This window comes from Geomonas sp. Red276, assembly GCF_054784495.1.
In genome coordinates this window covers 34,490-57,023 of sequence record NZ_BLXW01000034.1, presented here as the reverse complement: position 1 = coordinate 57,023, position 22,534 = coordinate 34,490, and the positions used below count along the sequence as shown (strand labels likewise).

The 22,534-nt window shown below is 65.0% G+C and carries 15 protein-coding genes; 7 read left to right on the top strand and 8 right to left on the bottom strand.

The genetic code is table 11. The features are described from left to right. Window positions 1-212 precede the first annotated feature (212 nt). The 4 genes from msrB (at window position 213) to ACYVL5_RS18945 (ending at window position 4,100) form a co-directional block, all read left to right on the top strand. Window positions 213-770, top strand: a complete 558-nt coding sequence (gene msrB / locus ACYVL5_RS18960; RefSeq protein WP_460597141.1) for a peptide-methionine (R)-S-oxide reductase — start codon at window positions 213-215, stop codon at window positions 768-770. A gap of 248 nt (window positions 771-1,018) precedes the next feature. Further along, a complete protein-coding gene (gene msrA / locus ACYVL5_RS18955) occupies window positions 1,019-1,648 on the top strand; it encodes a peptide-methionine (S)-S-oxide reductase (protein WP_460597140.1) in 630 nt (209 codons plus the stop codon). Between the two features lie 21 nt (window positions 1,649-1,669). Then, window positions 1,670-3,409 (top strand): DNA polymerase/3'-5' exonuclease PolX, encoded by a 1,740-nt coding sequence (gene polX / locus ACYVL5_RS18950; protein ID WP_460597139.1) that lies wholly within the window; start codon window positions 1,670-1,672, stop codon window positions 3,407-3,409. Window positions 3,410-3,623: 214 nt separating this feature from the next. After that, window positions 3,624-4,100, top strand: coding sequence for an EVE domain-containing protein (locus tag ACYVL5_RS18945; RefSeq protein WP_460597143.1), 477 nt, complete (start codon window positions 3,624-3,626; stop codon window positions 4,098-4,100). 279 nt (window positions 4,101-4,379) lie between these two features. Here ACYVL5_RS18945 and ACYVL5_RS18940 read toward each other — a convergent pair whose 3' ends face one another. Further along, complete coding sequence (locus tag ACYVL5_RS18940; protein WP_460597138.1) at window positions 4,380-5,054, bottom strand: hypothetical protein; 675 nt, start codon at window positions 5,052-5,054, stop codon at window positions 4,380-4,382. Between the two features lie 778 nt (window positions 5,055-5,832). On the opposite strand from ACYVL5_RS18940, the gene ACYVL5_RS18935 reads away from it, so the two are divergent. Beyond that, window positions 5,833-5,973 carry a hypothetical protein gene (locus ACYVL5_RS18935; protein ID WP_460597137.1) on the top strand — a complete coding sequence of 47 codons (141 nt, stop codon included), beginning with the start codon at window positions 5,833-5,835 and terminating at the stop codon, window positions 5,971-5,973. Window positions 5,974-6,143: 170 nt separating this feature from the next. On the opposite strand, the gene pepN is transcribed toward ACYVL5_RS18935, so the two are convergent. Next, window positions 6,144-8,789: a M1 family metallopeptidase gene (gene pepN / locus ACYVL5_RS18930; RefSeq protein ID WP_460597136.1), complete on the bottom strand. Its 2,646-nt coding sequence runs from the start codon at window positions 8,787-8,789 to the stop codon at window positions 6,144-6,146. A gap of 212 nt (window positions 8,790-9,001) precedes the next feature. On the opposite strand from pepN, the gene ACYVL5_RS18925 reads away from it, so the two are divergent. Further along, the gene (locus ACYVL5_RS18925; RefSeq protein WP_460597135.1) at window positions 9,002-9,961 is read left to right on the top strand and encodes a cytochrome b5 domain-containing protein; all 960 of its coding nucleotides are present in this window, start codon (window positions 9,002-9,004) and stop codon (window positions 9,959-9,961) included. Window positions 9,962-9,971: 10 nt separating this feature from the next. On the opposite strand, the gene ACYVL5_RS18920 is transcribed toward ACYVL5_RS18925, so the two are convergent. From ACYVL5_RS18920 to ACYVL5_RS18900, 5 genes are all read right to left on the bottom strand, one after another. After that, window positions 9,972-10,538 carry a response regulator gene (locus ACYVL5_RS18920; RefSeq protein WP_460597134.1) on the bottom strand — a complete coding sequence of 189 codons (567 nt, stop codon included), beginning with the start codon at window positions 10,536-10,538 and terminating at the stop codon, window positions 9,972-9,974. A gap of 83 nt (window positions 10,539-10,621) precedes the next feature. Next, window positions 10,622-12,154, bottom strand: a complete 1,533-nt coding sequence (locus ACYVL5_RS18915) for an HD domain-containing phosphohydrolase (protein ID WP_460597133.1) — start codon at window positions 12,152-12,154, stop codon at window positions 10,622-10,624. Window positions 12,155-12,162: 8 nt separating this feature from the next. Then, the gene (locus ACYVL5_RS18910; RefSeq protein ID WP_460597132.1) at window positions 12,163-12,930 is read right to left on the bottom strand and encodes an ATP-binding response regulator; all 768 of its coding nucleotides are present in this window, start codon (window positions 12,928-12,930) and stop codon (window positions 12,163-12,165) included. Then, window positions 12,927-15,395 carry a PAS domain S-box protein gene (locus ACYVL5_RS18905; protein WP_460597131.1) on the bottom strand — a complete coding sequence of 823 codons (2,469 nt, stop codon included), beginning with the start codon at window positions 15,393-15,395 and terminating at the stop codon, window positions 12,927-12,929. The genes ACYVL5_RS18910 and ACYVL5_RS18905 overlap by 4 nt, the downstream gene beginning before the upstream one ends. A gap of 108 nt (window positions 15,396-15,503) precedes the next feature. Beyond that, window positions 15,504-16,757 (bottom strand): sensor histidine kinase, encoded by a 1,254-nt coding sequence (locus ACYVL5_RS18900; RefSeq protein ID WP_460597130.1) that lies wholly within the window; start codon window positions 16,755-16,757, stop codon window positions 15,504-15,506. A 217-nt stretch (window positions 16,758-16,974) separates the two neighbouring features. On the opposite strand from ACYVL5_RS18900, the gene ACYVL5_RS18895 reads away from it, so the two are divergent. Continuing rightward, on the top strand, window positions 16,975-18,273 hold the full coding sequence (locus ACYVL5_RS18895; protein WP_460597129.1) for a nitrite/sulfite reductase: 1,299 nt from the start codon (window positions 16,975-16,977) through the stop codon (window positions 18,271-18,273). Window positions 18,274-18,942: 669 nt separating this feature from the next. On the opposite strand, the gene ACYVL5_RS18890 is transcribed toward ACYVL5_RS18895, so the two are convergent. After that, a complete protein-coding gene (locus ACYVL5_RS18890; RefSeq protein WP_460597128.1) occupies window positions 18,943-22,389 on the bottom strand; it encodes a pyruvate carboxylase in 3,447 nt (1,148 codons plus the stop codon). Between the last annotated feature and the right edge of the window lie 145 nt (window positions 22,390-22,534).

The window sequence follows — 22,534 nt, the reverse complement described above, 5'->3', positions numbered from 1 at the left end:
CTGACTGGAACTGGAAACGATTCTTCACGGCAGCCTCCTCGGATGGAATGTGCCGTGATTATATGAACCACCTACGACGTAATATGTCGCGCTTGTCTTCCAGCGGAAGATTGGCGCTAATCAGGAAAGGCTTTGGGGGAAAGGCCAAGGCTTTTAGGCACGGGTAACGTCTTGAGGGAGAGGCTAAAGGAACACCGGTGGGGGAGTTAGTCATGAAGAGGACGATTTCGGTAGTGGTGGTGTTGTTGCTGGCAGTGGCGTCGGGTCTTGCGGTCCGCGCCCTTATCTTTGGCGAAGGGGCCTCGCCGGTCCCGTCGGCGGCGGAAGCCTCCGGGATCAGGGTGTATTCGGCCGAGAAAAAGGGGTACGTAATGAGCCAGGAGGTCGTCAAAACCAAGGAAGAATGGAAAAAAAGCCTTACAGCTGAGCAGTATCACGTGCTGAGGGAGAAGGGGACCGAGCGCCCCTTCACCAACAAGTACGCGAACAACCACGAGCACGGCATCTACCGCTGCGCCGGGTGCGGCCTCGATCTCTTCCGCTCCGAGGATAAGTTCGAGTCCGGGACCGGATGGCCGAGCTTCACCGCCCCGATCGCGAAGGAGAACATCAAGACGGCGGTGGACCGGAGCTTCTTCACCACCAGGACGGAGGTGATGTGCCGGCGCTGCGGCGGTCACCTGGGGCATGTCTTCGATGATGGGCCGAAACCGACTGGACTGCGCTACTGCATGAATTCGGCGGCGCTTCAGTTCGTGGCGACCAAGTAGGTAGATATCTCCCATATCCCCCCGCCCCTTTAGGAGAGAGGGGCAGGGGGGAGGGAGGTTTTAAAGGCTTCCCTCACCCGGCCTTCGGCCACCCTCTCCCCCAATGGGGGCGAGGGTATAATGAAGGGCCTTTGGCCACGCGGGCTCATGCGGGCTCATGCGGGCTCATGCGGGCTCATGCTGGCTCATGCTGGCTCATGCGGGCTCATGCTGGCGGCGGGGAATGACGGGACAGGGAGGAGTGGGGTATGAGACGAGCTTGGTGGCCACTTTTGGCCGTTTGCGTTTTTGCTCTTTCGGTCGCGGGAACCGCTTTCGGCGCCACCGCGGCTAAAACGGGGGGGCAGCTTCAAAAGGCCACCTTTGCCGGTGGCTGCTTCTGGTGCATGGAACATCCTTTTGACGAGCTTCCCGGCGTGGTGTCGGTTACCTCCGGCTACACCGGGGGGAGCACGAAGAATCCCACCTACGAGGAGGTCTCGGCAGGGGGCACCGGCCACGCGGAGTCGGTCGAGGTGCTCTACGATCCGACGAAGATCAGCTACCAGCAGCTTTTGACCCGCTACTGGCACAACATCGATCCCACGACGAAGGACGCGGAGTTCTGCGATCACGGACACCAGTACCGGAGCGCGATCTTCTACCACAACGAAGAGCAGCACCGCCTGGCCCTGAAGTCCAAGCAGGATCTCGAACGGGGCAAGCCGTTCAAAGGGGAGATCGTCACCGAGATCGTGCCGGCGGGGCCCTTCTACCCCGCCGAGGAGTACCACCAGCACTACTACAAGAAGAACCCGATCCGCTATCACTACTACCGTTTCGCCTGCGGCAGGGACCAGCGGCTGAAGGCGTTGTGGGGTGATTTGGCCGGAAAATGACCTCCACTTCGGAGAGGTGACATGAAGAACAGGGAGATCGCCCGCATCTTTGCCGACATCGCCAACATCATGGAGGTACAGGAGGGGAATCCCTTCAAGGTGAGGGCCTACCGAAAGGCTTCCCTGAACCTGGAGGGGCTGAACCGCGACCTGGCCGAGATGTCGCACAAGGAGATCCTGGAGATCCCCGGGGTGGGAAAGGACCTGGCCTCCCTCATCGAGGAATACCTCTCCGTCGGCTCCATCGCCGCGTACGAGCGGCTGAAGGAGAGTATCCCCGCCGGGGTTTTCTCGCTGCTCGCCGTTCCCGACCTCGGACCCAAAACCGCCCGGCATATCTACGACACCCTGGGGATCACCAGCCTCGAGGAATTGGAGGAGGCCGCCCGCGAGCACCGGCTGGCGGGAATCCGTGGTATCGGCCCGAAGAGCGAGGAGAATATCCTGAAAGGGATCGACTCGGTCCGCCGCGGGCGTGAACGCCAGCCGCTGGGGAAGATGCTGCCGGCCGCCCAGGACCTGGTGGCCGCCTTGAGGGAAAGGGCACCTTTCGGGCGCCTGGAGATCGCCGGCAGTATCCGACGTCGCCGGGACACTGTGAAGGATATCGACCTGGTGGCGACCTCCCCGGAACCTCTCAAAGCCATGGACGCTTTCGTGGACCTTCCCCAGGTTCGCGAGGTGTTGATGAAAGGGGGGACGCGGGCCAGCGTGGTGATCCGGGACGGGGTGCAGGTGGACCTCCGGATCGTGGAGCCCGAGTCTTTCGGCGCGCTGCTTGGACACCTGACCGGGAGCAAGCCGCATAACGTCCACTTGAGGGAGATGGCGGTCAAGCGCGGCCTGAAGATCAACGAGTACGGTGTCTTCCGGGAGAGCGACAACGTGCGGCTGGGGGGGGAGAGCGAGGAGGACGTCTACCGGATCCTAAAGATCCCCGTCATCCCGCCGGTGTTGCGCGAGGACCAGGGGGAGATCGAGGCGGCGCTGGCCGGGACGCTCCCGCGACTGGTCACCTTGGAGGATCTCAAGGGGGATCTTCACGTCCACTCCAAGTGGAGCGACGGCGGCCACACGATCAGGGAGTTGGCGGAGGCCGCCCGGGAGGCGGGGCTTAGCTACTTCGCGGTAACCGACCACTCGCAGACGCTGGGGATAGCCCGCGGGCTCACGTTGGAACGGCTGGCCGACCAGTCCCGGGAGGTCCGGGCGGTGAACGAGGAACTGGCGGGCTTCCGGGTGCTGCAAGGGACCGAGATGGATATCCTCCCGGACGGCTCGCTGGACTTTCCGGACGGGGTCCTCAAAGAGCTCGACCTGGTGGTCGCCTCGGTACACTCCGCCTTCGGGCTTCCCAAGGACAAGATGACTGCCCGCATCACCGCCGCCATGCGAAACCCCTACGTCTCGATTATCGCCCACCCCACCGGCAGGATCCTGGGGGAGCGGGAGGCGTACCAGGTGGACATGGAGGAGCTGTTGAAGGTGGCGGCCGAGACGGGGACCGCGCTGGAGATCAATTCGTACCCTTTGAGGCTGGATCTCGCCGACCGGTACGTGCGGCGGGCGAAGGAGCTTGGGGTGGCGATTGCCATCAACAGCGATACCCACGTGAAGAACCAGTTCGATACCCTCTCCTACGGGATTTCGGTTGCCCAGCGGGGGTGGCTGGAGAAGAAGGATGTGCTGAATACGCTGGAGGCTTCGGCGCTGATTAAAAGGCTGGCGGAGAAGAGGAAAAGGACCCCATCCTCACCCTGACCCCAAAACCACATTCCCCCTCCCTCCGGGAGAGGGGCAGGGGTGAGGGAGGTTTTAAAATCTGCCCTCACCTGGCCTCCGGCCACCATCTCCCGGGTGGAGAGGGGATGACTATACAAGGGGCAGGGGTTAGGGGGGCATCTACCCTCACCCGGCCTTCGGCCACCCTCTCCCGGGGGGCGAGGGTATGACTACCGAAGGAGGAACGATGTCCATGCGTAACTATTGGCTCTTCAAGACGGAGCCGTCGGCTTTCTCGTTGGAGGATCTCAAGGGGCGGCCTGACGCCACCGAGCATTGGGACGGGGTGCGGAACTTCCAGGCGAGAAACTTCATGCGCCACGAGATGAAGGTGGGGGATCTCGGGTTCTTCTACCACTCCAATATCGCCGAACCGGCCATCGTCGGGATCGTGGAGGTGGTGAAGGAAGGGTACCCGGACTTCACGGCGTTCGATCCGCAGAGTAAGTACTTCGATCCCAAGAGCAATCCTGAAAAGCCGCTCTGGTTCATGGTGGATGTGCGCTTCGTGCGGGAGCTTGCGAGGCCGGTTACCCTGGCGGAACTCAAGGGGGTGGCGGAGCTCAATGGGATGGTGCTGTTGAGCAGGGGAAGATTGTCGGTCCAGCCGGTGCGGGAGGAGGAGTGGAAGATCATCCTGGGGCTGTCGGGGACGGCGGAGGTAAAGTAACGGCTAGAACCATAGAACGCGGATGACGCGGATTTTGCGGATGTACGCGGATAAAGAATTTTAGAGGAACGGATAGCGGTAGGGTGGGCTGCCCTCTGCCCACCGGCCGGACCGCTAAAGGCACCCTCACCCGGCATTCGGCCACCCTCTCCCCCAATGGGGGCGAGGGTATACTGGGAGCGGCCTTCGGCCACCCACTCTCACACCCGTAACGGTGCGAGAGTAATAGGGAGCGGCCTGCGGGCGTCATCCGTAAATAGGGAGGAGAGCCGGCAAAGGCTACAGGATGTTGACGGCGCGGGCGGCGAGGAGGGCGATGACCAGCAGGGAGATGAGGGATTGGGTCATCATCAGCACCTTTGCCCACCGCGAGAGGACCGGGACGTCGGTCGGGGAAAAGGCGGTCGAGGTGTTGAAGGCCAGAAACAGGTAGTCTACGAAGTTTGGCGTCCACTCGTGCAGCCCGGCGGCGTGACGCTTTTCGGTCGGCATGGTCATCTGGGGGAAAAGGAAGGCGCCGTGGGAGTGATCCCCGCGCTGGGCGCGTTTGTGCGGACCGCCGGCATCGAGCCTCCAGTACCAGGAGGCGAAGACGAGGATGTTGGAGAGCCACAGTGCCGCCGCTGACCTGAGGAGCTCTTCGGGCTTTTCTGTATGCAGGGGGAGCGCCTTGATGAGGAGCACCAGCGAGGCGATCATGGCCAGGGTCACTACGCCGTTCAGCACGTAACCGAAGAACTGGTTCACGGTATGGGCTCCCCTGAGGTAGCTGACCACGATGGGAACCAGCAACACGCAGATTACCACCAGCGGCAGCCACCGGGAGCCACCGATCAGCAGGCTCGGCGGGAGGGCGGCATAGAGCCCGCCGAGCGACAGGAGCGCGAAAAGCGCGGGCCAGCGGATCTTGTTCCGGGGGGGAGTGGTTGCCGGTGCGGGGGTCGTGGTTGTCAACTGCGCCCTCCTTTGCGGGGATCTTTTATTGGCTAGCGAAGGTGATACGGGGGGCGAACCGGAAGGGGCGCCCCCTTTCGTCATTTGGGTGCACAAGGTAGCAGGATTAGGGCGTATTTCGAAGGAAAAAATGACGGGGGAATCAACCTCTCCCTCACCCGGCCTTCGGCCATCCTCCCCCCTAAAGGGGCGAGGGTATATTGGGGGCGAGGGGGTGTGCGGTGTTTTAACGGAACGGGGTCGTTGTTTCCCGAAATGGGGCGGAAACGGGGGGCCAGGGGTGTGCTGGCGGCCCGGTGGGAGATCGGTAAAGGCCCGCTGAAAGCCGCTTCACGGGTGGATGACGTTTGCATCGTCCTTTTACTTCCCCTGCTGCACGCGGGCTGTGGGGATGGCTTCGCGCCGGTGGCGACCGTTCCCGCCGGTGATTTAACGGAACCGCCACTACCGGAACGGCGCACTGGTTTAATGCGGCTCATGCCTAGTTTCTAAGGGAATCTCTTATTATCCGCCCGGTTGCCTTAATTTTTCGAGTGACGGGCTGGATACGTGGCACCAGCAGGGCGCACGGGAAATCCAGGTAAATAGAGGGATTCCACCTCGAGCGGGTGAATCCTGTGTCGAAACTTCCTCTATACTTCATTAAACCGTCAGTTTTGCCCGCCCAATTGTCGCTAAAAAAGTAACTGCGGCACCGATTCTGGCACAAAACGGGCAATATGTCTCATTAGACGCACGATTTTGAGGGCAACCTTAACACGCACTGGAGGAAAAAGAGATGCTTACGTTCGTTATCGCTTTCGCCGTCGTCACCATCGCCGTGGTCGCTTATCAGTTCTCCTGCTTCCTGGAGTACCAGGACAACAAGGAAGGGGCTGCCACCCTTTCCATCTCGTCCGAAGTTTGCACCGAGCAGTAAGCGGTTCCAGACGGCTTTTCATAGGCTTTAGCTCATCTCGTGAGAGAGATGTCGTCATGTAATGCAATTCGCCGTCTGTAATGTTCTTTGTGATGATCGCTTTGATACGGCATGTAATTGAAACGGCGGCCCTGGGGGCCGCCGTTTGTTTTTTCGACCGCACTGTTTCGTCAGGCGAGGCTCTTGGCCGCCACCTCGTAGACGTCCCGGGCCAGATCGGGTGCCGCCAGGATCCGGTTCAGCTCCTTTTTCATCTGTTCCTGCCGTCCGGTGTCGAAGCGGCGCCAGCGGCTGAACGGGGTCACCATGCGGGCGGCGATCTGCGGGTTGATGCTGTTGAGCCTCAGCACCTGGTCGGCGAGGAAACGGTAGCCGGCGCCTCCCGCCTCGTGGAAGCGGACCTGGTTCGCCTGGCTGAAGGCTCCCACCAGCGAGCGGACCCGGTTCGGATTGGTGATGTCGAAATCGGGATGCTCGAGGAGCTCCATCACCCGGGAGAGGGTACCTTCCAGCCGGGAGGTCGCCTGCAGCATGAACCACTTGTCGATCACCCCGCGGTCCTCCCGCCATTTAAGGTAGAAGGAATCCAGCGATTCCCCCCGCTCGGGACAGTCGCAGCCGGCCAGAGGCCCCAGCGCCCCGAGGGTGTCCGTCATGTTGTCCGCCCCGCCGAACTGGGCCATGGCCAGGCCTATCGCCTCCCGGTCTCCCGGCGCCATCAGGTAGGCGAGGCAGAGGTTCTTGAGCTTTCGGCAGCCGGCCAGTCCGTCGTCCGGGGCGTAGGGGCCTTTGGGGGCGCAGGCGTCCCGCACCGCCACCAGTTCCCCCCGCAGCCTCCTTCCCACCTCGGCACGCACGAATTCACGGGCGGCGTGGATGGCGGGCGGGTCGATCACCTCCATCTGCTCGGCCAGGTAGCTCTCGCTGGGAAGGGTCAGCATCTCGGCCAGGAAGGCGCGATCCTGGCGGTCGTCCCCCAAGAGTGCCCGGAAGGAGTCGATGAGCCCCTCCCCGAGTTTCAGCTCCCTTCCCTCCTGGTAATCCCCGATCAGTCCCATGATCAGCTTGACCGCCTGGACCTGCCCCGCCTCCCATCTGACGAAGGGATCGCTGTCGTGGGTCATCAGCAGCATCAGGTCGCCGTCGCTGTACGGGTAGTAGAGCTTCACCGGGGCCGAGAAGTTTCGCAGCAGCGACGGTACCGGCCGCGAGGTGAGGCCGGTGAAGCGGAAGGTCTGGGTCGCCTCGGTGATCTCCAGCACCCGCGAGGTCCCCGCCGGGGCCGGTTCCCCTTCCAGCTGGAGCGGGAGCTCGCGGCCGCTTCTGTCCAGAAGCCCCATGGCGAGCGGGAGGTGGAAGGGCTCCTTCTCCGGCTGTCCCGGGGTCGCCGGGCAGCTCTGGCTCACCGTCAGCTTGTACACCCCGCTCTCCTCGAGGTAGGCGTCGCTGACCTCGATAACGGGGGTGCCGGCCTGGCCGTACCAGCGCATGAACTGGGAGAAGTCGCGGCGGTTGGCGTCGGCCATCGCCTGCACGAACTCGTCCACCCGCACCGCCTGCCCGTCGTGGCGCTGGAAGTAGAGGTCCATCCCGGCCCGGAATCCTTCCCTGCCGAGGATGGTCTGCAGCATCCGGATCACCTCGCCCCCCTTGTGGTAGACGGTCATGCTGTAGAAGTTGTTGATCTCCACGTAGGAGTCGGGGCGTACCGGGTGGGCCAGGGGGCCCGCGTCCTCGGGGAACTGCGAGGACCTCAGGAGCTTCACGTCGGCGATCCGCTTGACCGGGCGGGACTGCATGTCGGCCGAGAACTCCTGGTCGCGGAAGATGGTCAGCCCCTCCTTGAGGGAGAGCTGGAACCAGTCGCGGCAGGTGATCCGGTTGCCGGTCCAGTTGTGGAAGTACTCGTGGCCGATCACCTCCTCGATGGCCTGGTAATCGTCGTCGGTGGCGGTCTCGGGGCTCGCCAGCACGTACTTGGAGTTGAAGATGTTGAGCCCCTTGTTCTCCATGGCCCCCATGTTGAAGGCGTCGACCGCCACCACCATGTAGGTGTCCAGGTCGTACTCCCTCCCGAAGGTCTCCTCGTCCCAGCGCATCGCCTCGCCAAGCGAGCGGAGCGCGTGGTGGCACATCCCGAGGTTCTTCTTCTCGACGTAGATCTCCAGGTTGACCTCCCGCCCGCTCATGGTCGTGTAGCGGTCGGAGATGTGCTCGAGGTCGCCGGCCACCACCGCGAAGAGGTAGCTCGGTTTCTTGAAGGGGTCGCGCCAGGTGGCGTAGTGGCGCCCGTCGGGAAGCGCCCCCTGGGCCACCCGGTTGCCGTTGGCCAGAAGGACCGGGAGGGTGGTGCGGTCTCCCTTGAGGGTCACCGTGTAGACCGCCATCACGTCGGGGCGGTCGATGAAGTAGGTGATCCTGCGGAACCCTTCCGCCTCGCACTGGGTACAGAGCATGGGGCCGGAGATGTAGAGCCCGGAGAGGGAGGTATTGGCGGCCGGATTGATCCGGGTGGCGATCTCGAGGGTGAAGGCGGCCGGGACCGAGGGGATGGTGAGGTGGCGGCTGTCCACCAGGAAGCGGTCGGGAGGAAGCTCCTGGCCGTCCAGCTTGAGCGAGAGGAGGGTGAGCTCCTCGCCGTCCAGGACCAGCGGGAGCGATCCCTCGCTGTCGGGGTAGTTGCGGCGGACCGCCAGGCGGGAGACCACCCGGGTCTCGTCGGGGTCAAGGTCGAAGGTAAGGTCCACGCTCTCGATCAGGTAGTCGGGCGGGGCGTACTCCTTGCGGTAAACCGTCTGGTGCAGATTTTCCGGCATGGGCTCTTCCTTTCATCGGGGAGTGACCACAGAAAGGCGCCGGGGCGTGGGAGCTCGCAGCACTCTGTAGAAGAGCCAATTGTACCGGCTGGCGTACCGATTTTCAATCTCTCATGAGTGCTTGGGCGGCCAGGGCGCCCGTCGAGGGCCGTCGGCCGCGGATCCGCGGGATCATTGACTTTGGCGGGAAGTAAAGATATAAACTCCCCGTTATGAAAATATTCTCTCTCTTACTGGTCCTGCTCGCCCTTTCCCTGTATCCGGCTCTCTCCGGCGCCACCGAGGTCTACGCCAGGCAGACGGGAAAGAACTGTTCCTTCTGCCACCTCGATCCCGCCGGCGGCGGCGAGCTGACCGCGGCCGGCAAGGAGTTCTCGGTCACCAAGCGGCTGCCGGCCGCCCCGGGCCCGTCGGCCGCTCCCGGCGTCCCCGCTTCCCCGCAGACGGGAGGCTTCAGCGCCCCTTCACCGGCTCTGCGCGCCCTCCACCTGGTGGTCGGCTACCTTCACCTGTTGACCGCCTTCCTCTGGTTCGGGACCATCCTCTACGTGCACCTGGTGCTCAAACCCGCCTATGCCGCCGGGGGGCTCCCCAAGGGGGAGGTCCGGGTCGGCCTCTTGTCCATGGCGGTGATGGGGGTGACCGGCGTCATCCTGACCAAGTTCCGCCTTGGCCACCCGGCCATGATGCTCGAGAGCCGTTTCGGGCTCCTGCTCCTCACCAAGATCATCCTCTACCTGGTGATGGTGGTCTCGGCCCTGGTGGTGGTGCTGGTGATCGGGCCCCGGCTGAAGGGGAAGAAGAAGGGGGGGGCGCCGCTTCCCTCCGGGGGAGAGCTGAGCGCCGAGGAGCTCGCCTTTTTCGACGGCAAGGAGGGGCATCCCGCCTATTTGGCTTTCGAGGGGAAGGTCTACGAGGCGACCGCGAGCCGGCTTTGGAAGGGGGGGCTGCACATGGGGAGGCACCAGGCCGGCCAGGACCTGACCGAGGCGCTCAAAGGGGCACCCCACGGGGCCGAAAAGGTGCTGGCGCTCCCCGCGGTGGGGACCCTCGTCCGCCAGGGGGCCGCCAAGGCGCCGCTGCACGAGCGGGTCTTCTTCTTCATGGCCTACATGAACCTCACCATCGTCTTCCTGATCACCCTGGTGATCTCGCTCTGGCGCTGGGGGTAGGGGAGCGGCCTCAGTAGCGGTTGCAGCGGTCGACGACCTCGGCGAGCTCCTCGTCCGAGAGCTCCAGGTCGAGGTCGAGGTGGATGGCGTTATCGGCGTCCCTCCTGATGGTCGAGATCCCGGGGTAGGACCTTTCCAGGTACCTGAGCTCCTGAGATTGCCGGCGCACGGTCTTCAGCAGGCGGCGGTTCTCCTCCTCGAGGTCGTATTTCTCCACTGCGCTCCTCAGGGACATCTTCAGCTCCGCCTCGTTCCACGGCTTGGTGAAGAAGCGGTAGATCTCCCCGCTGTTCACCGCCCTCATGGCCGACTGCAGGCTCGCGTGTCCGGTCAGCATGATCCTCACCGTCTCCGGGTAGAGCTTCTTCACCCGGGAGAGGAACTCCGCCCCCTCCATCCCCGGCATCATCTCGTCCGAGATCACCACCTTGAAGCGGCGGTGCTCCATCATGCGGAGCGCCTCGGCTCCCCCTCCCGAACCCTGCAGCTGGTACGGTTCCTCTGCCAACTCGCGGCCAAGGGCCGAGATGACGTGCGGCTCGTCGTCGACGATCAGGATGGTGCTCTCTATGTTCATCGTGCTGCCTCCAGATTAGCTGCCGGCCCCGGGCGCATCAGCTCCCGGCCGGCATGGGGACGATGGGGAGTTTTCCCCAGGATTCACTCCTGCGGCGGTGTGATGTAGACCCCGCCGGAGGGGGGATCGATCCGGAAGTACCTCTTTACGGCCTCGATGCTCCCGCTGTCGAGGACGGTTCCCGCGGTGAGGAGGAGCAGGCCGGTGCCGCTGTAGAGGCTGCGGGAGATCCGCATCCCCTCGCGGAGCCTTTCCGGGGGGAGTTCCCGCTCGCCGGTCCCGACGCCCTTCTCCTCGCGCCCGTCGGAGGCGAGGCGGAGCCCGACGTGGATCCCGCCGGCCGGGGGATCGACCTTGTAGTGGCGCTGGATGACGGCGATGCTGCCGGCGTCGAGCACGGTCCCCTCGCTGACGAGGAGCAGGCCCGAGCCGCTGTAGACGGTGCGGGTGAGCACCATCCCCTCGATGAGCTGGCGGGGGCGCACCTCCATCTCCTCGGCGGGGGAGGAGGCCGCCGCCGCGGTGGCGAGGTAGAGGGCGCGGACGTGCGGCTCCATGACCGGGTAGAGCTCGGGGTCGAGCTCCCTTCCCAGGGCGTCGGCCGCCTTGGCCAGCACCCGGGCCACCGGCGCCTCTCCCCGCTGCCCGTCGAGCTCGCGGTCGATGAAGTCGGCGAAGGCGATGATGCGTGCGCCGAGCGGGATGTCGCCGCCGGCCAGCCGGTCCGGGACCCCGGCGCCGTCGTAACGCTCGTGGTGGTGCCTGATGAATCCCCCCGCCTTCCTGAGCTCCGCCACCGCGTCGATGGCCGTCTGTCCCCGTACCGCGTGCTGGAGGAAGATCTCCTGCTCCTCGCCGGTCATGTTGGAGAGCCTTTTCTGGACGATCTTGGGGGCGATCCCGATCACCCCGATGTCGTGGAGCAGGGCGGCGCTCCTCAGGGTCTCGGTCTCCTCGGCGTCCAGCCCGAGTGCCGCGGCGGTCCGCTCGCAGAGCTCGGTGACGTTTCTCGTGTGTTCCTGGAGGGTGCTCGAGTGGAGCTCCACCAGCCGGGAGAAGGCGACGATGGTCTGGCGGAACGATTCGCTCACCTGGCGGTTTCTCTCCCTGAGCTCCTCGTTTTGCCTCCGGATGGTGGCCGTCTGCTCGAGGACCCTCCCCTTGAGCCCCGCGTTCCACTCGGCGAGCTCCCGGTTCTGTTTCTCCACCAGCGCGTTTAGCTCCCGGTTCTCCTGGATGAGCCGGAACTGCCGGACCCCCTCCCGGATGCTGGTGAGGAGCAGTCCGTCGTCCCACGGCTTGGTGAGGTAGCGCGAGGCGCCCCCCTTGTTGATGGCGTCGATGGTGGCGGTCACGTCGGCGTAGCCGGTCAGCACCATCCGGACCGCCTCCGGTGCGATCTCCCGCGCCTTCTGCAAAAACTCCGCCCCCGACATCCCGGGCATCCTCTGGTCGGAGAGGATGAGCGCCACGTCCGGGTGCGCCTCGAGCACCTTGAGCCCTTCGGGGCCGGAGTTGGCGCTCAGCACCTCCAGCGAGCTCTCCTCATCGAGCAGCAGCCGCGTGATGGCGCGGACGATGTTTTCCTCGTCGTCCACCAGCAGTACCTTGGACATTTCGCCGCTCATGCGCTCTTACTCCCTTCGCGGCCGTCCTCGGCCCACATCATGGCGATCAGCACCATCGGCTCCCCGTCCCGGACCGCCTCGCTCCGCCCGACCAGGAGCTCGTTGGCGCCCACCGTGGTCCGCCAGCGGTCGGCCCCCTCTCCCGGCGGCAGCAGGTACGGGAAGTGGGTGGCGAGCCGGCAGGTGGCGGCCTCCTCCCTGGTCACGCCGAGCATCGCCGCGGCCGCCCGGTTGATCTCCCGCACCGAGCCACCCCGGTCGACGGAGAGGATCCCCACCGGGAGGTCGTCCAGCGCCGGGGCTCTCCCCCCCGCCTCCCCCTTGAGCCGCGCCAGCTCCTCGTCCCTGCGCCTGAGTTCCTCGGCGAGCTCCTGGTTGTGGCGGTGGATGTCGAAGGTCTCCAGCGCCTTGTCCACCGTGAGCCTCAGCTCGTCGTCGTTCCACGGCTTGGGAATGAACTTGTAGATCTTCCCCTCGTTGATGGCGGAGACCACGGCGGCGGTGTCGGCGTAGCCGGAGAGGACGATCCGGATGGTCTCCGGGCGCTGGGCGCAGACCTCCTTGAGGAACTCGACGCCGTTCATCCCCGGCATCCGGTAGTCCGAGATGACCACCCGCACCACGGGTGCTTCGGCCAGCAACCGGAGCGCCTCCTCCCCCGAGGAGGCGGTGAGGATCTCGTAGTCGCAGTCCATGAAGATCCTTTCCAGGGCGCGGAGCACGTTGCGCTCGTCGTCGACGCAGAGGATCCTGATCTTGTTCATGGCGTATCTCCTCCTACCGGCAGCCTGATGGTGAAGGTGGTCCCCACCCCGGGGGTGCTCTCCACTTCGATGGTGCCGTTGTGGTTCTTGATGATGTCGTAGCTGATCGACAGGCCGAGCCCGGTCCCCTTGCCGATCTCCTTGGTGGTGAAAAACGGTTCGAAGATCCGGTTGACCACCTCCGGCGGGATGCCGCACCCGGTGTCCCCGATGGCGACGGAGACCTGGTCCGCCTCGTGACGGGTGGTGACGGTGATGTCTCCCTGCTTCTCGATGGCGTGCGCCGCGTTCACCAGGATGTTCAGGAAGACCTGGTTGAGCTGCTGCGGGAGGCATTTGACCTGCGGGAGCTGCCCGTAGTCCCGCTTGAGGGTGGTCTTGTACTTGAGCTCGTTCCAGGCGATGGTGATGGTGCTCTCCAGGCATTCGTTGAGATCGACCCAGCTTGACTGGGAGTCGTCGATGCGGGAGAAGCTCTTCAGGTTCTGCACGATGGTGCGGACCCGCTCGGTTCCGTCCTGGGACTCCTCGATCAGGCTGTGGGCGTCGGTCAGGACGTGGTCGATCTTCAGCTCGCGCCTCGCCTTGGCCACCTCCTCCCTCTTCTCGGCGGGGGCGTACTCCTCCACCCCGGCCGACTGCAGCGCGAGGAAATTCTCCAGCCGCCCGAGGTATTTCCCCATGGTGGTGAGGTTACTGGAGATGAACCCGATCGGGTTGTTGATCTCGTGGGCGACCCCCGCCGCCAGCTGGCCGATGGAGGCCATCTTCTCCTGCTGCAGCAGCTGGGAGTGGGTCTCCTTGAGTTCCCGGTAGGCGGCGTTCAGCTGGTCGGAGACCTCCTTGATGCCGGTCAGGTCGTGCAGGGTGATCACTTCGCCGCTGCCGTTTCCGTAGGTGTAGCTCTTGAGCGAAAGCCAGCGCCGGCTCGCCTCGTGGTAGATCTCCCCCGTTTCGCTTTCCACCGCCTCCGGGTCGAGCCCCCTCTCCCGCAAAAGGACGCGCCAGTCGTGGTTGAGGACCTCCGGGTAGGCGCGCCCCGCCAGGGCGGCGAAGGCCCGGTTGCAGCGCCTGATCCTCCCCCGGCTGTCGGCCAGGGCGAGCATGTCGTCGATGCAGTCCATGGTCTGCTCCCACTCGAGCTTGGCATGCTCCATCTGCCTGAACAGCGAGGTGAGCTGCTCGTGCTGCAGCACCAGCTCGGCCTGCTTCTTGATCAGCTCGCGCTCGGCATGCTTCTTGGCGGTGATGTCCTCGGTGATCCCGAGGTAGTGGGTGACGTGGCCCCCTTGGTCGCAGATCGGGGAGATGAAGGCGTTGACCCAGAAGACGGTACCGTCCTTGCGCCGGTTGTTGAACTCGCCGTGCCACTCGTGCCCCGCCGCGATGGTTTCCCAGAGTTCCCGGTAGACCTCCGGCGGCTGCCGCCCCGACTTCAGGATCTTGGGGGTCTGGCCGAGGACCTCCCCGGCCGTGTAGCCGGTCACCTCGCAGAACTTCCGGTTCACGTACTGGATGGTCCCGGTCCGGTCGGTGATGAGGATCGAGCTGGCGCTCTGGTCGACGGCCCGCGAGAAGAGGCGGAGCGACTCCTGGGCCCGGACCCGCGGGGTGATGTCGTGCAGGGTCTCCACCACCGCGATCGGTTCCCCGTCCCGGATCACCGGGGCGGCGTCGAAGAAGAGGTAGCGGGTCTCGCCGTTTAAGCGGTGAAACCAGGCTTCCGCCCTCACCATCCCCTCTTTGGCGGGGTCGATGGTGAAGGTGTCGTAGTAGCTTCCCGCGTGGGAGAGCTCGCCGTCCATCACCAGGTCGGCGAGCGTCGGCCGGCTGGTCGGGTAAAACGGCGCCCACTGCCGGGTGGTCCCCATCATCTCTTCCGCGGATACCCCGCACAGCTCGGTCATGGCGCGGTTCCAGGCGATGATCCGGTGCTCGCGGTCGATGGCGAAGAGCGGGGAGGTGGTGCTCTCGAGGATCGCCTCCGCGAGCCTGCGCTGCTCGTCGAGGGTGCGGTAGAGGTGGCATAGCTCCTCCTTCCGCCTGGCCTCGTTCACCAGCTGCTCCATCCCGCACCTGAGCGTCTCCACCTCGGCCCCCACGCCGGCCGCGCCCCCCGGCGGGGCGGCGCCGCCTTCCTCCGCGGCCGCTTCCTCGGGGGAGGCGGTGTCCCTGCCGGTCTCGGCCCGCACCCGCCCGGCCAGCTCGCGCAGCGGCCCGCTGACGTCGCGGCGGAGAAGGCGCACCACCATTAGCCACACCCCCACCAGCGCAGCCAGGTTGACGGTGCAGAAGATGCGGGCCCCGGTCAGGATGACGGCAACCTGGCGCGGCGCAACCGCCCCCTCCAGGTTTACCAGCAGGAACCGGTAGCCGGCCAGCTCCACCAGGGCCAGCAGCGCCATCACGAGGAGGACGGGGGCGGCGATCTTCGCCGTGATGCTTTTGGTTGGTCGAACGGGCAAGTGATATCCTCCGCTACGGCCGGTCCGGTGGCAGGCGCCCCGGGGGCCGATCCTTGCTCTTCACGGGAAGCGGCCGGAGGGTGTCGATGGCTTCTCGCGAGGACTACGCTACTGCACGACCATCGCCCCCTCCCGGGGGAGCCTCACCTTCACCCTGGTCCCGCCTGCACCGCTCGCCAGGGAGAGGTGCCCGCCGTGGGCGGCGATGAACCGCTGAGCTATGGTCAGGCCGAGCCCCACGTGGCTTTCGGGGGTCTTGGTGGTGAAGAAGGGCTCGAACAGGGAGGGGAGATCCTCCGCCGGGATGCCGGACCCGTCGTTGACGATGGTGATCTCGGCGCTGTGCGGGTGGGAGTCGACGGTCACCGAGATGGTCCCGGGGGCGGTGCCGAGCGCCTCGCAGGCATTTTTCAAGAGCGCGACCAGCGCGGTGTTCAGCTGGACCTGGGAGCCGCGCACCATGACCACCTCGTCCGGGGCCCTCCACTGCACCTTGGTGCCGGGGGGGGCGAGCACCGTCAGCATCTCCACCAGCGGTTTCAGGAGCCGGACCAGGTCGAGATCGGTGGTGGCGTGGCCGGCCAGCCCGAGCTCCAGCTGGGCCATCTGCTGGATGATCAGCGCGATCCGCTGCCCCCCGCCCCGGGTCTCCTGCAGGAGGGAGGGGAGGTCGTCCCGGATCTGCTGGAAGCGGTGCACGCGCTCCAATTCGGCGATGATGGCGTCCCCCTGCCGGCTGGCCTGGCGGAGCTCGGCCGAGAGCGCATCGGCATGCTTCAAGAGGGAGCCCACGTACCGCTCGAGGGCGGAGATGTTGCTCATCAGGAACCCGAGGGGGTTGTTGATGTGATGGGCGGCACCGGCCGCAAGCCTCGCCACCGCGGACACCGTTTCCTGCTCGACGAGCTTTTGCTGGGCGCTGGTCAGCTCCGCCAGGGCGGCCTCGGTCTCGTGGCGGGCCTGGGAAAGCGCCCGCTTTTGCTGCACGTTCCTGACCGCCGCGTGGACCCTGGCCAAAAGCTCCACCTCGGTGATCGGCTTGGCGATGTAATCGTCGGCCCCGAGGTTCAGCCCGGCGGCCACCTCCTCCTGCGAGGTGGAGGTGGTGAAGAGGATGATCGAGAAGAGGTGGGGGCTCGCCGCGGCGATCTTCACCACCTCCAGCCCCGACATCCCCGGCATCTCCATGTCGAGCAGCACCACGTCCGGATTATCGCTCTCGATCATCTTGAGGCAGGTGGCGCCGTCGGCGGCCTCGAGCACGCGGCATCCCGCCTCGCGCAGGAGCGTCTTCACGTAGCTGCGGATCGACCTGCTGTCGTCCACCACCAAAACGGTCGGTTTGTCGTTTTCTTTATTCATCGGTCAGCCGCAGTCACCCCGGGGGGTGCTTCATGAAGCAGGAGGCCAAGAGGTCTTAACTATCTATCGGCAGGAGCGGGAGGAGGCTCAAGGACTTTTTGAGGGGGGCGAAGGGCGCTCATTAGTTGATGACACCGGGGCGAGTTAATTGTAATATCGGCCTTTCCACCCATCGTATCCGCCGGGTCGCCCCCCGGCTTGTCACCAAGGAGTCTTCATGCAGATTGACAGGCAGAACCTGCGGCTGGAGGGGATCTACCCCCAGCGTCAGAAAGACCGTTTCATGCAGCGGATCAAGCTCCCCGCCGGTATCATCTCCGCCGAGCAGGCGCTCACGGTGGCGGAGGTGGCTAAGCGCGTGGCCCGCGGCATGGTGCACCTCACCACCCGCGGGAGCATCGAGCTCCACTGGCTTACCGAGGACGACCTGATCGCGGTGGCGGCCCAGCTCGCCCGGGTGGGGCTCGTCAACCGGGGGGCCTGCGGCGGCGCCGTCCGCGGGGTGGTCTGCGGGAGCCTGGGAGCGGCCGGAGCCCCGCGGCTGGAGTCGCTGGTCAGAAAGATCCACCGGTACTTCTCCGGCAACCCCCGCTTCGAAAAGCTCCCCAAGAAGTTCAAGATCGCCGTCGAGGCCGATACCGCCACCGGGCGCCACCTGATCCAGGACCTGGGCTTCGTGGCGGCGCCGGATGCCGACGGGGTCTCCCGTTTCGACGTCTGGGCCGCCGGCGGGCTGGGCCGCGAGCCGTCTCCGGGGTTCCTCCTGGCGAGGGCGCTCCCCGAGGATTCCCTGATCCCGCTCGTGGAGACGGTGCTCAGGGTGTACGAGGCCAACACCCCGCCGGGCAAGCGTCTCAAGCACCTGGTCCGGGAGATCGGGGTCGAGGAGTTCCGCCGCCGGGTGCTGGAAGATCCCGCCACCGCCGAGCTCCTTCCCACCGTGCCGAGCCTGACCGGTGCGCTGGTCCGTCCCCCCGAGCAGCCGGCCGGCCGCCTGGAGGCCCACGTCTTCTCCGGCGAGCTCCCGGCCGCCTCCCTGGCCGCTCTCGCCGAAGTGGCCGCCCGCTTCTGCGGCGGGGTCCTCATGATCACCGGCGACCAGAACGTGGTGCTGCACGTCGCCCCCGGCAGCGACCCCGGTGAGGCCCGCGCGGCGCTCGCCGACGCCGGCTTCGCCGGAGCCGACCCCCGGGAACGGGTCGTCATCCGGGTCTGCCCCGGTACCCACGAGTGCATGATGGGGCTCGCCCCCACCCGCGAGGTGGCCCGGGCCATCGCCGACGCGATGTCCGAGGCGGGGATGGCCCTGAGCTGGGCCATCTCCGGCTGCCCCAACTCCTGCGCCCAGCCGCAACTCTCCGAGGTGGGGATCATCGCCTCCCGGCTGGTGAACGACCCTGCCGGGCGGACCCCCCGCTTCGACCTCTACCGCAAGGGGGACCGCCCCTTCGGCATCCCGGTCCACCAGGGGCTCACCCTGAACGAGCTCTTGGACGAGATCCGGCGCATCGGGTGACGGCCCCTCCTCCTCGCCGCCTTGGAACCGGCAAGGGGAGGCGCAACGCGGAAGAAAAGGGAAGGAAACGGAAGCAAAACGAAGAAGGGCGGTCCCGCTACGGGTACTGCCCTTTTTTGTGCCCTCAGTAAGAAGCCCCCATTGAGGTCGGGGACAGGCACCTACGGTGCCAGTCCCCTCTGCCATTGACTAACGCCCCCTCCCCCGAAGGTGGGGGACTGGCTCCGCCAGGTGCCTGTCCCCTCTGCCACTAACGCCGCTCAATCGGGCTTTTAATGTGGGTGCTTCCCGGCTGGTCCACATTAAACCCCTTGCCGAAGCGGTGGATTTTCTGCCACCAGCGGGGAGGGGGTGTCAGAAAAACCGTCACAAAATTGTCGATGCTGCATCGCGCGGGGTAAAAGTGGACAAAATCGGAAGTTTAGCGGGCGCCTGGTCCTAGAGGTCAGCCAATGCAGGCGCTTCTATCCACGGGTGCTGTGGATAACCATGTGGAAAAGGGCGGGGCAACCGGGAAAATTATCGCCTGCGAGGGGACTTTCTAGCGAAATGCCTGTTTTTTAGGCAAGTGGAGGGGCGCAAAAACGGGGGGCGTCACATTATTGGCGTTCCCCCCGGAGAGTGAAAAAGAGGGGGGCGGTCCCGCGCAAGGAGCCGCCCCCGGTTGGTCTAGGCCATCACGAAGAGGAGGTCTTCCTTCTCGACTTTCTCCCCTTCCTTGCAGCGTACCTCGGCCACGGTACCGTCTTCCTTGGCCTTGATGTTGGTCTCCATCTTCATCGCCTCGGTGACGGCGAGGATGTCGCCGGCCTTGACGGTGTCGCCCGGCTTCACGTTGACCTTGAGCACCTTGCCCGGCATGGGGGCGCCGACCTGCTTGGGGTTGTTCTTGTCGGCCCGCTCACGGGAGGCGGTGTCGCTCTGGACCGACTGGTCGCGGACGGTGACGCTCCTCGCGTTGCCGTTCAACTCGAAGTAGACCTTCCTGGTGCCGTCGGCCTGGATGCCGCCGATGGCGTTGAGCTTGACGATGAGGGTCTTGCCCGGCTGGATCTCGATGGAGGTCTCCTGCCCCGGCTCGAGGCCGTAGAAGAAGATCGGGGTCGGGATCACCGAGATGTCGGAGAACTCCTGGCGGTGCTTGTCGAACTCGACGTAGACGTTCGGGTACATGATGTAGGACATCAGGTCCTTGTCGTTGACCGGGTGGCCGACCTTGGCGGCCGCGGCGGCCCTTTCCTTCTCGAAGTCGCCCGGCTCGAGGAGCTCGCCCGGACGGCAGGTGATCGGCTGCTCGCCTTTGAGGATGATCTTCTGGAGCTCCTGCGGGAAGCCCTGGTACGGCTGCCCGATCATCCCCTTGAAGAAGCCGACGACCGATTCGGGGAAGGCGAAGTCGGCGCCCGGGACGAAGAGGTCCTCCGGCTGGAGGTTGTTCTTCACCATGAACATCGCCATGTCGCCGACGATCTTGGAGGAGGGGGTGACCTTGACCAGGTCGCCGAACAGCATGTTCACCTGGTGGAACATCTCCTTGCACTCTTCCCAGCGGTCGATGAGCCCCAAGCCCGCCACCTGCGGCTTGAAGTTGGAGTACTGGCCGCCCGGGATCTCGTGGTGGTAGACCTCGGCGGTGCCGCTTTTCAGCCCCGACTCGAAGGGTGCGTAGTAGTCGCGCACGGAATCCCAGTAGTTGGCGAGCTGCTGGAGGCCGCGCTCGTTGACCAGCGGGTCGCGCTCGGTCCCCTTGAGGGTGGCCACCAGGCCGTTCAGGTTCGGCTGCGAGGTGAGCCCGGAGATGGAGGAAAGCGCGGCGTCGACGATGTCGACCCCGGCCTGGGCCGCCATGAGGAGGAGCGCGCCGCCGTTGCCGGAGGTGTCGTGGGTGTGCAGGTGGATCGGGATGCCGATCTCTTCCTTCAAGGCCTTGACCAGCTGGTAGCCGGCGTACGGCTTCAAGAGGCCCGCCATGTCCTTGATGGCGAGGATGTGGGCACCCATCTTCTCCAGCTCTTTCGCCATGGAGACGTAGTAGGAGAGCGGGTACTTGGTGCGGGTCGGATCGGAGATGTCGCCGGTGTAGCAGATGGCGGCCTCGCAGATCTTGCCGGATTTCCGGACGGCATCCATGGCGGTGGTCATGCCGCGGGTCCAGTTCAGGGAGTCGAAGACGCGGAAGACGTCGACGCCGGAAGCGGCCGCCTCGGCCACGAAACGCTCGACGATGTTGTCCGGGTAGTTGGTGTAGCCGACCGCGTTGGCGCCGCGCAGGAGCATCTGGAAGAGGACGTTGGGGACCGCCTCGGAAAGGTCGTGCAGCCGCTGCCAGGGATCTTCCTTCAAAAAGCGCATGGAGACGTCGAAGGTGGCGCCACCCCAGCACTCGAGCGAGAAGAGGTCGCTCCCCAGGTGCGCGGTCGCGTCGGCGATCTTGAGGATGTCGTAGCTCCTCACCCGGGTGGCCAAAAGCGACTGGTGGGCGTCGCGCATGGTGGTATCGGTGATGAGGAGCTTCTTCTGCTCCAGCACCCACTTGGCGAGCCCTTCGGCGCCCTGCTCGCGCAGGATGTCCTTGGTCCCCTTCGGCTTGTTGGTGGAGAAATCACCGGCCGGGACCTGGGCTTCCAGGAGCTGGGAGGATTTCAGCGGGACGGCGACCCCCGGCGAGCCGTTGACGATCACCTCGCCCAGGAAGTTCAGCACCTTGTTGGCGCGGTCCTTCTTCTCCTTGATGACGAGGAGCTCCGGGTGCTGGTCGATGAAGGAGGTGTTGCACTCGCCGGCCTCGAAGACCGGGTGGTTGATGACGTTTTCCAGGAAGCCGATGTTGGTCTTCACGCCGCGGATGCGGAACTCCTGCAGGGCGCGGTTCATCACGTGGGCGGCGGCCTGGAAGGAAAGGCCCCAGGAGCTCACCTTGACCAGCAGCGAATCGTAGTGCGGGGTGATCTGGGCGCCGGTGAAGGCGTTGCCGGCGTCGAGACGGACGCCGCACCCTGCCGAGGAGCGGTAGGTGGTGAGCACGCCGAAGTCGGGGGCGAAGTTGTTGCCGGGGTCCTCGGTGGTGATGCGGCACTGGATGGCGTAGCCGCGCATCTCGATGGAGCCCTGGTTGGGGATGTTGATCTCCGGGTCGGCCAGACGCTTCCCTTCGGCGATCAGGATCTGGGCCTGGACGAGGTTTCTGCCGGTGATCATCTCGGTGACCGTGTGCTCGACCTGTATCCTCGGGTTCATCTCGATGAAGTAGTAGCGCCCTTCCTCGTCGAGGAGGAATTCCACGGTGCCGGCGTTACGGTAGGCGACCTGCTTGGCGATCTTCAGGGCGTCGGTGCAGAGGGCGCGGCGGGTGTCGCCGTGGAGTGCGAGCGACGGGGCGAACTCGACCACCTTCTGGTGACGACGCTGGATGGAGCAGTCGCGCTCGTAGAAGTGGACCAGGTTCCCGTAGGAGTCGCCCAGCACCTGCACCTCGATGTGCTTGGGGTTTTTCAGGTAGCGCTCGAGGAAGACCGAGGCGTCGCCGAAGGCGGCTTTGGCCTCGGAGGAGGCCGACTGGAGACCTTCGAGGAGCTCCTTCTTGTCGTTGGCCACCCTCATCCCGCGCCCGCCGCCGCCGGCGGCCGCCTTGATGATGATCGGATAGCCGTGGTTCTTGGCGAAGATCAGGGCGTCCTCTTCGTGCTGGATCGGTTCCTCGGTGCCGGGGACGGTCGGGACGCCGGCGGCCTTGGCCACCTTGCGGGCCGCCACCTTGTCGCCCAGCGCGCGCTGCATCTCGGCGGTCGGTCCGATGAAGGCGATGCCGTTAGCCTCGCACTTCTCGGCGAACTCGGCGTTCTCGGCCAAAAAGCCGTAGCCGGGGTGGATGGCGTCTACCTCGACCTTCTTGGCGAGCGCGATGATCTCGTCGATCCCGAGGTACGCGTCGATCGGGCTCTTCCCCTTGCCGACCTGGTAGGCCTCGTCGGCCTTGTAGCGGTGCAGCGAAAGCTTGTCCTCTTCCGAGTAGATCGCTACCGTGCTGATCCCCAGTTCGGTGCAGGCGCGGAAGATCCTGATTGCGATCTCGCCGCGGTTGGCCGCCATGACCTTCTTGAATTTCCTTGCCTCCATTGCCTCTCCTTTGATGATGTGAACTGCTTTTTTCGTGGTAATAAAACAGGTATGACACCGATAAAACAGTTGGAACAGGAAAAACTATCGTAAAATCAAATACTTATAAACTATAGAAAATGCGCTATATGAAAGCATGTTCGTA

Coding starts and splice junctions, on each gene's coding strand:
- msrB (WP_460597141.1), top strand. CDS start 213: ATGAAGAGGACGATTTCGGTAGTGGTGGTGTTGTTGCTGGCAGTGGCG.
- msrA (WP_460597140.1), top strand. CDS start 1,019: ATGAGACGAGCTTGGTGGCCACTTTTGGCCGTTTGCGTTTTTGCTCTT.
- polX (WP_460597139.1), top strand. CDS start 1,670: ATGAAGAACAGGGAGATCGCCCGCATCTTTGCCGACATCGCCAACATC.
- ACYVL5_RS18945 (WP_460597143.1), top strand. CDS start 3,624: ATGCGTAACTATTGGCTCTTCAAGACGGAGCCGTCGGCTTTCTCGTTG.
- ACYVL5_RS18935 (WP_460597137.1), top strand. CDS start 5,833: ATGCTTACGTTCGTTATCGCTTTCGCCGTCGTCACCATCGCCGTGGTC.
- pepN (WP_460597136.1), bottom strand. CDS start 8,789: ATGCCGGAAAATCTGCACCAGACGGTTTACCGCAAGGAGTACGCCCCG.
- ACYVL5_RS18925 (WP_460597135.1), top strand. CDS start 9,002: ATGAAAATATTCTCTCTCTTACTGGTCCTGCTCGCCCTTTCCCTGTAT.
- ACYVL5_RS18920 (WP_460597134.1), bottom strand. CDS start 10,538: ATGAACATAGAGAGCACCATCCTGATCGTCGACGACGAGCCGCACGTC.
- ACYVL5_RS18915 (WP_460597133.1), bottom strand. CDS start 12,154: ATGTCCAAGGTACTGCTGGTGGACGACGAGGAAAACATCGTCCGCGCC.
- ACYVL5_RS18910 (WP_460597132.1), bottom strand. CDS start 12,930: ATGAACAAGATCAGGATCCTCTGCGTCGACGACGAGCGCAACGTGCTC.
- ACYVL5_RS18900 (WP_460597130.1), bottom strand. CDS start 16,757: ATGAATAAAGAAAACGACAAACCGACCGTTTTGGTGGTGGACGACAGC.
- ACYVL5_RS18895 (WP_460597129.1), top strand. CDS start 16,975: ATGCAGATTGACAGGCAGAACCTGCGGCTGGAGGGGATCTACCCCCAG.
- ACYVL5_RS18890 (WP_460597128.1), bottom strand. CDS start 22,389: ATGGAGGCAAGGAAATTCAAGAAGGTCATGGCGGCCAACCGCGGCGAG.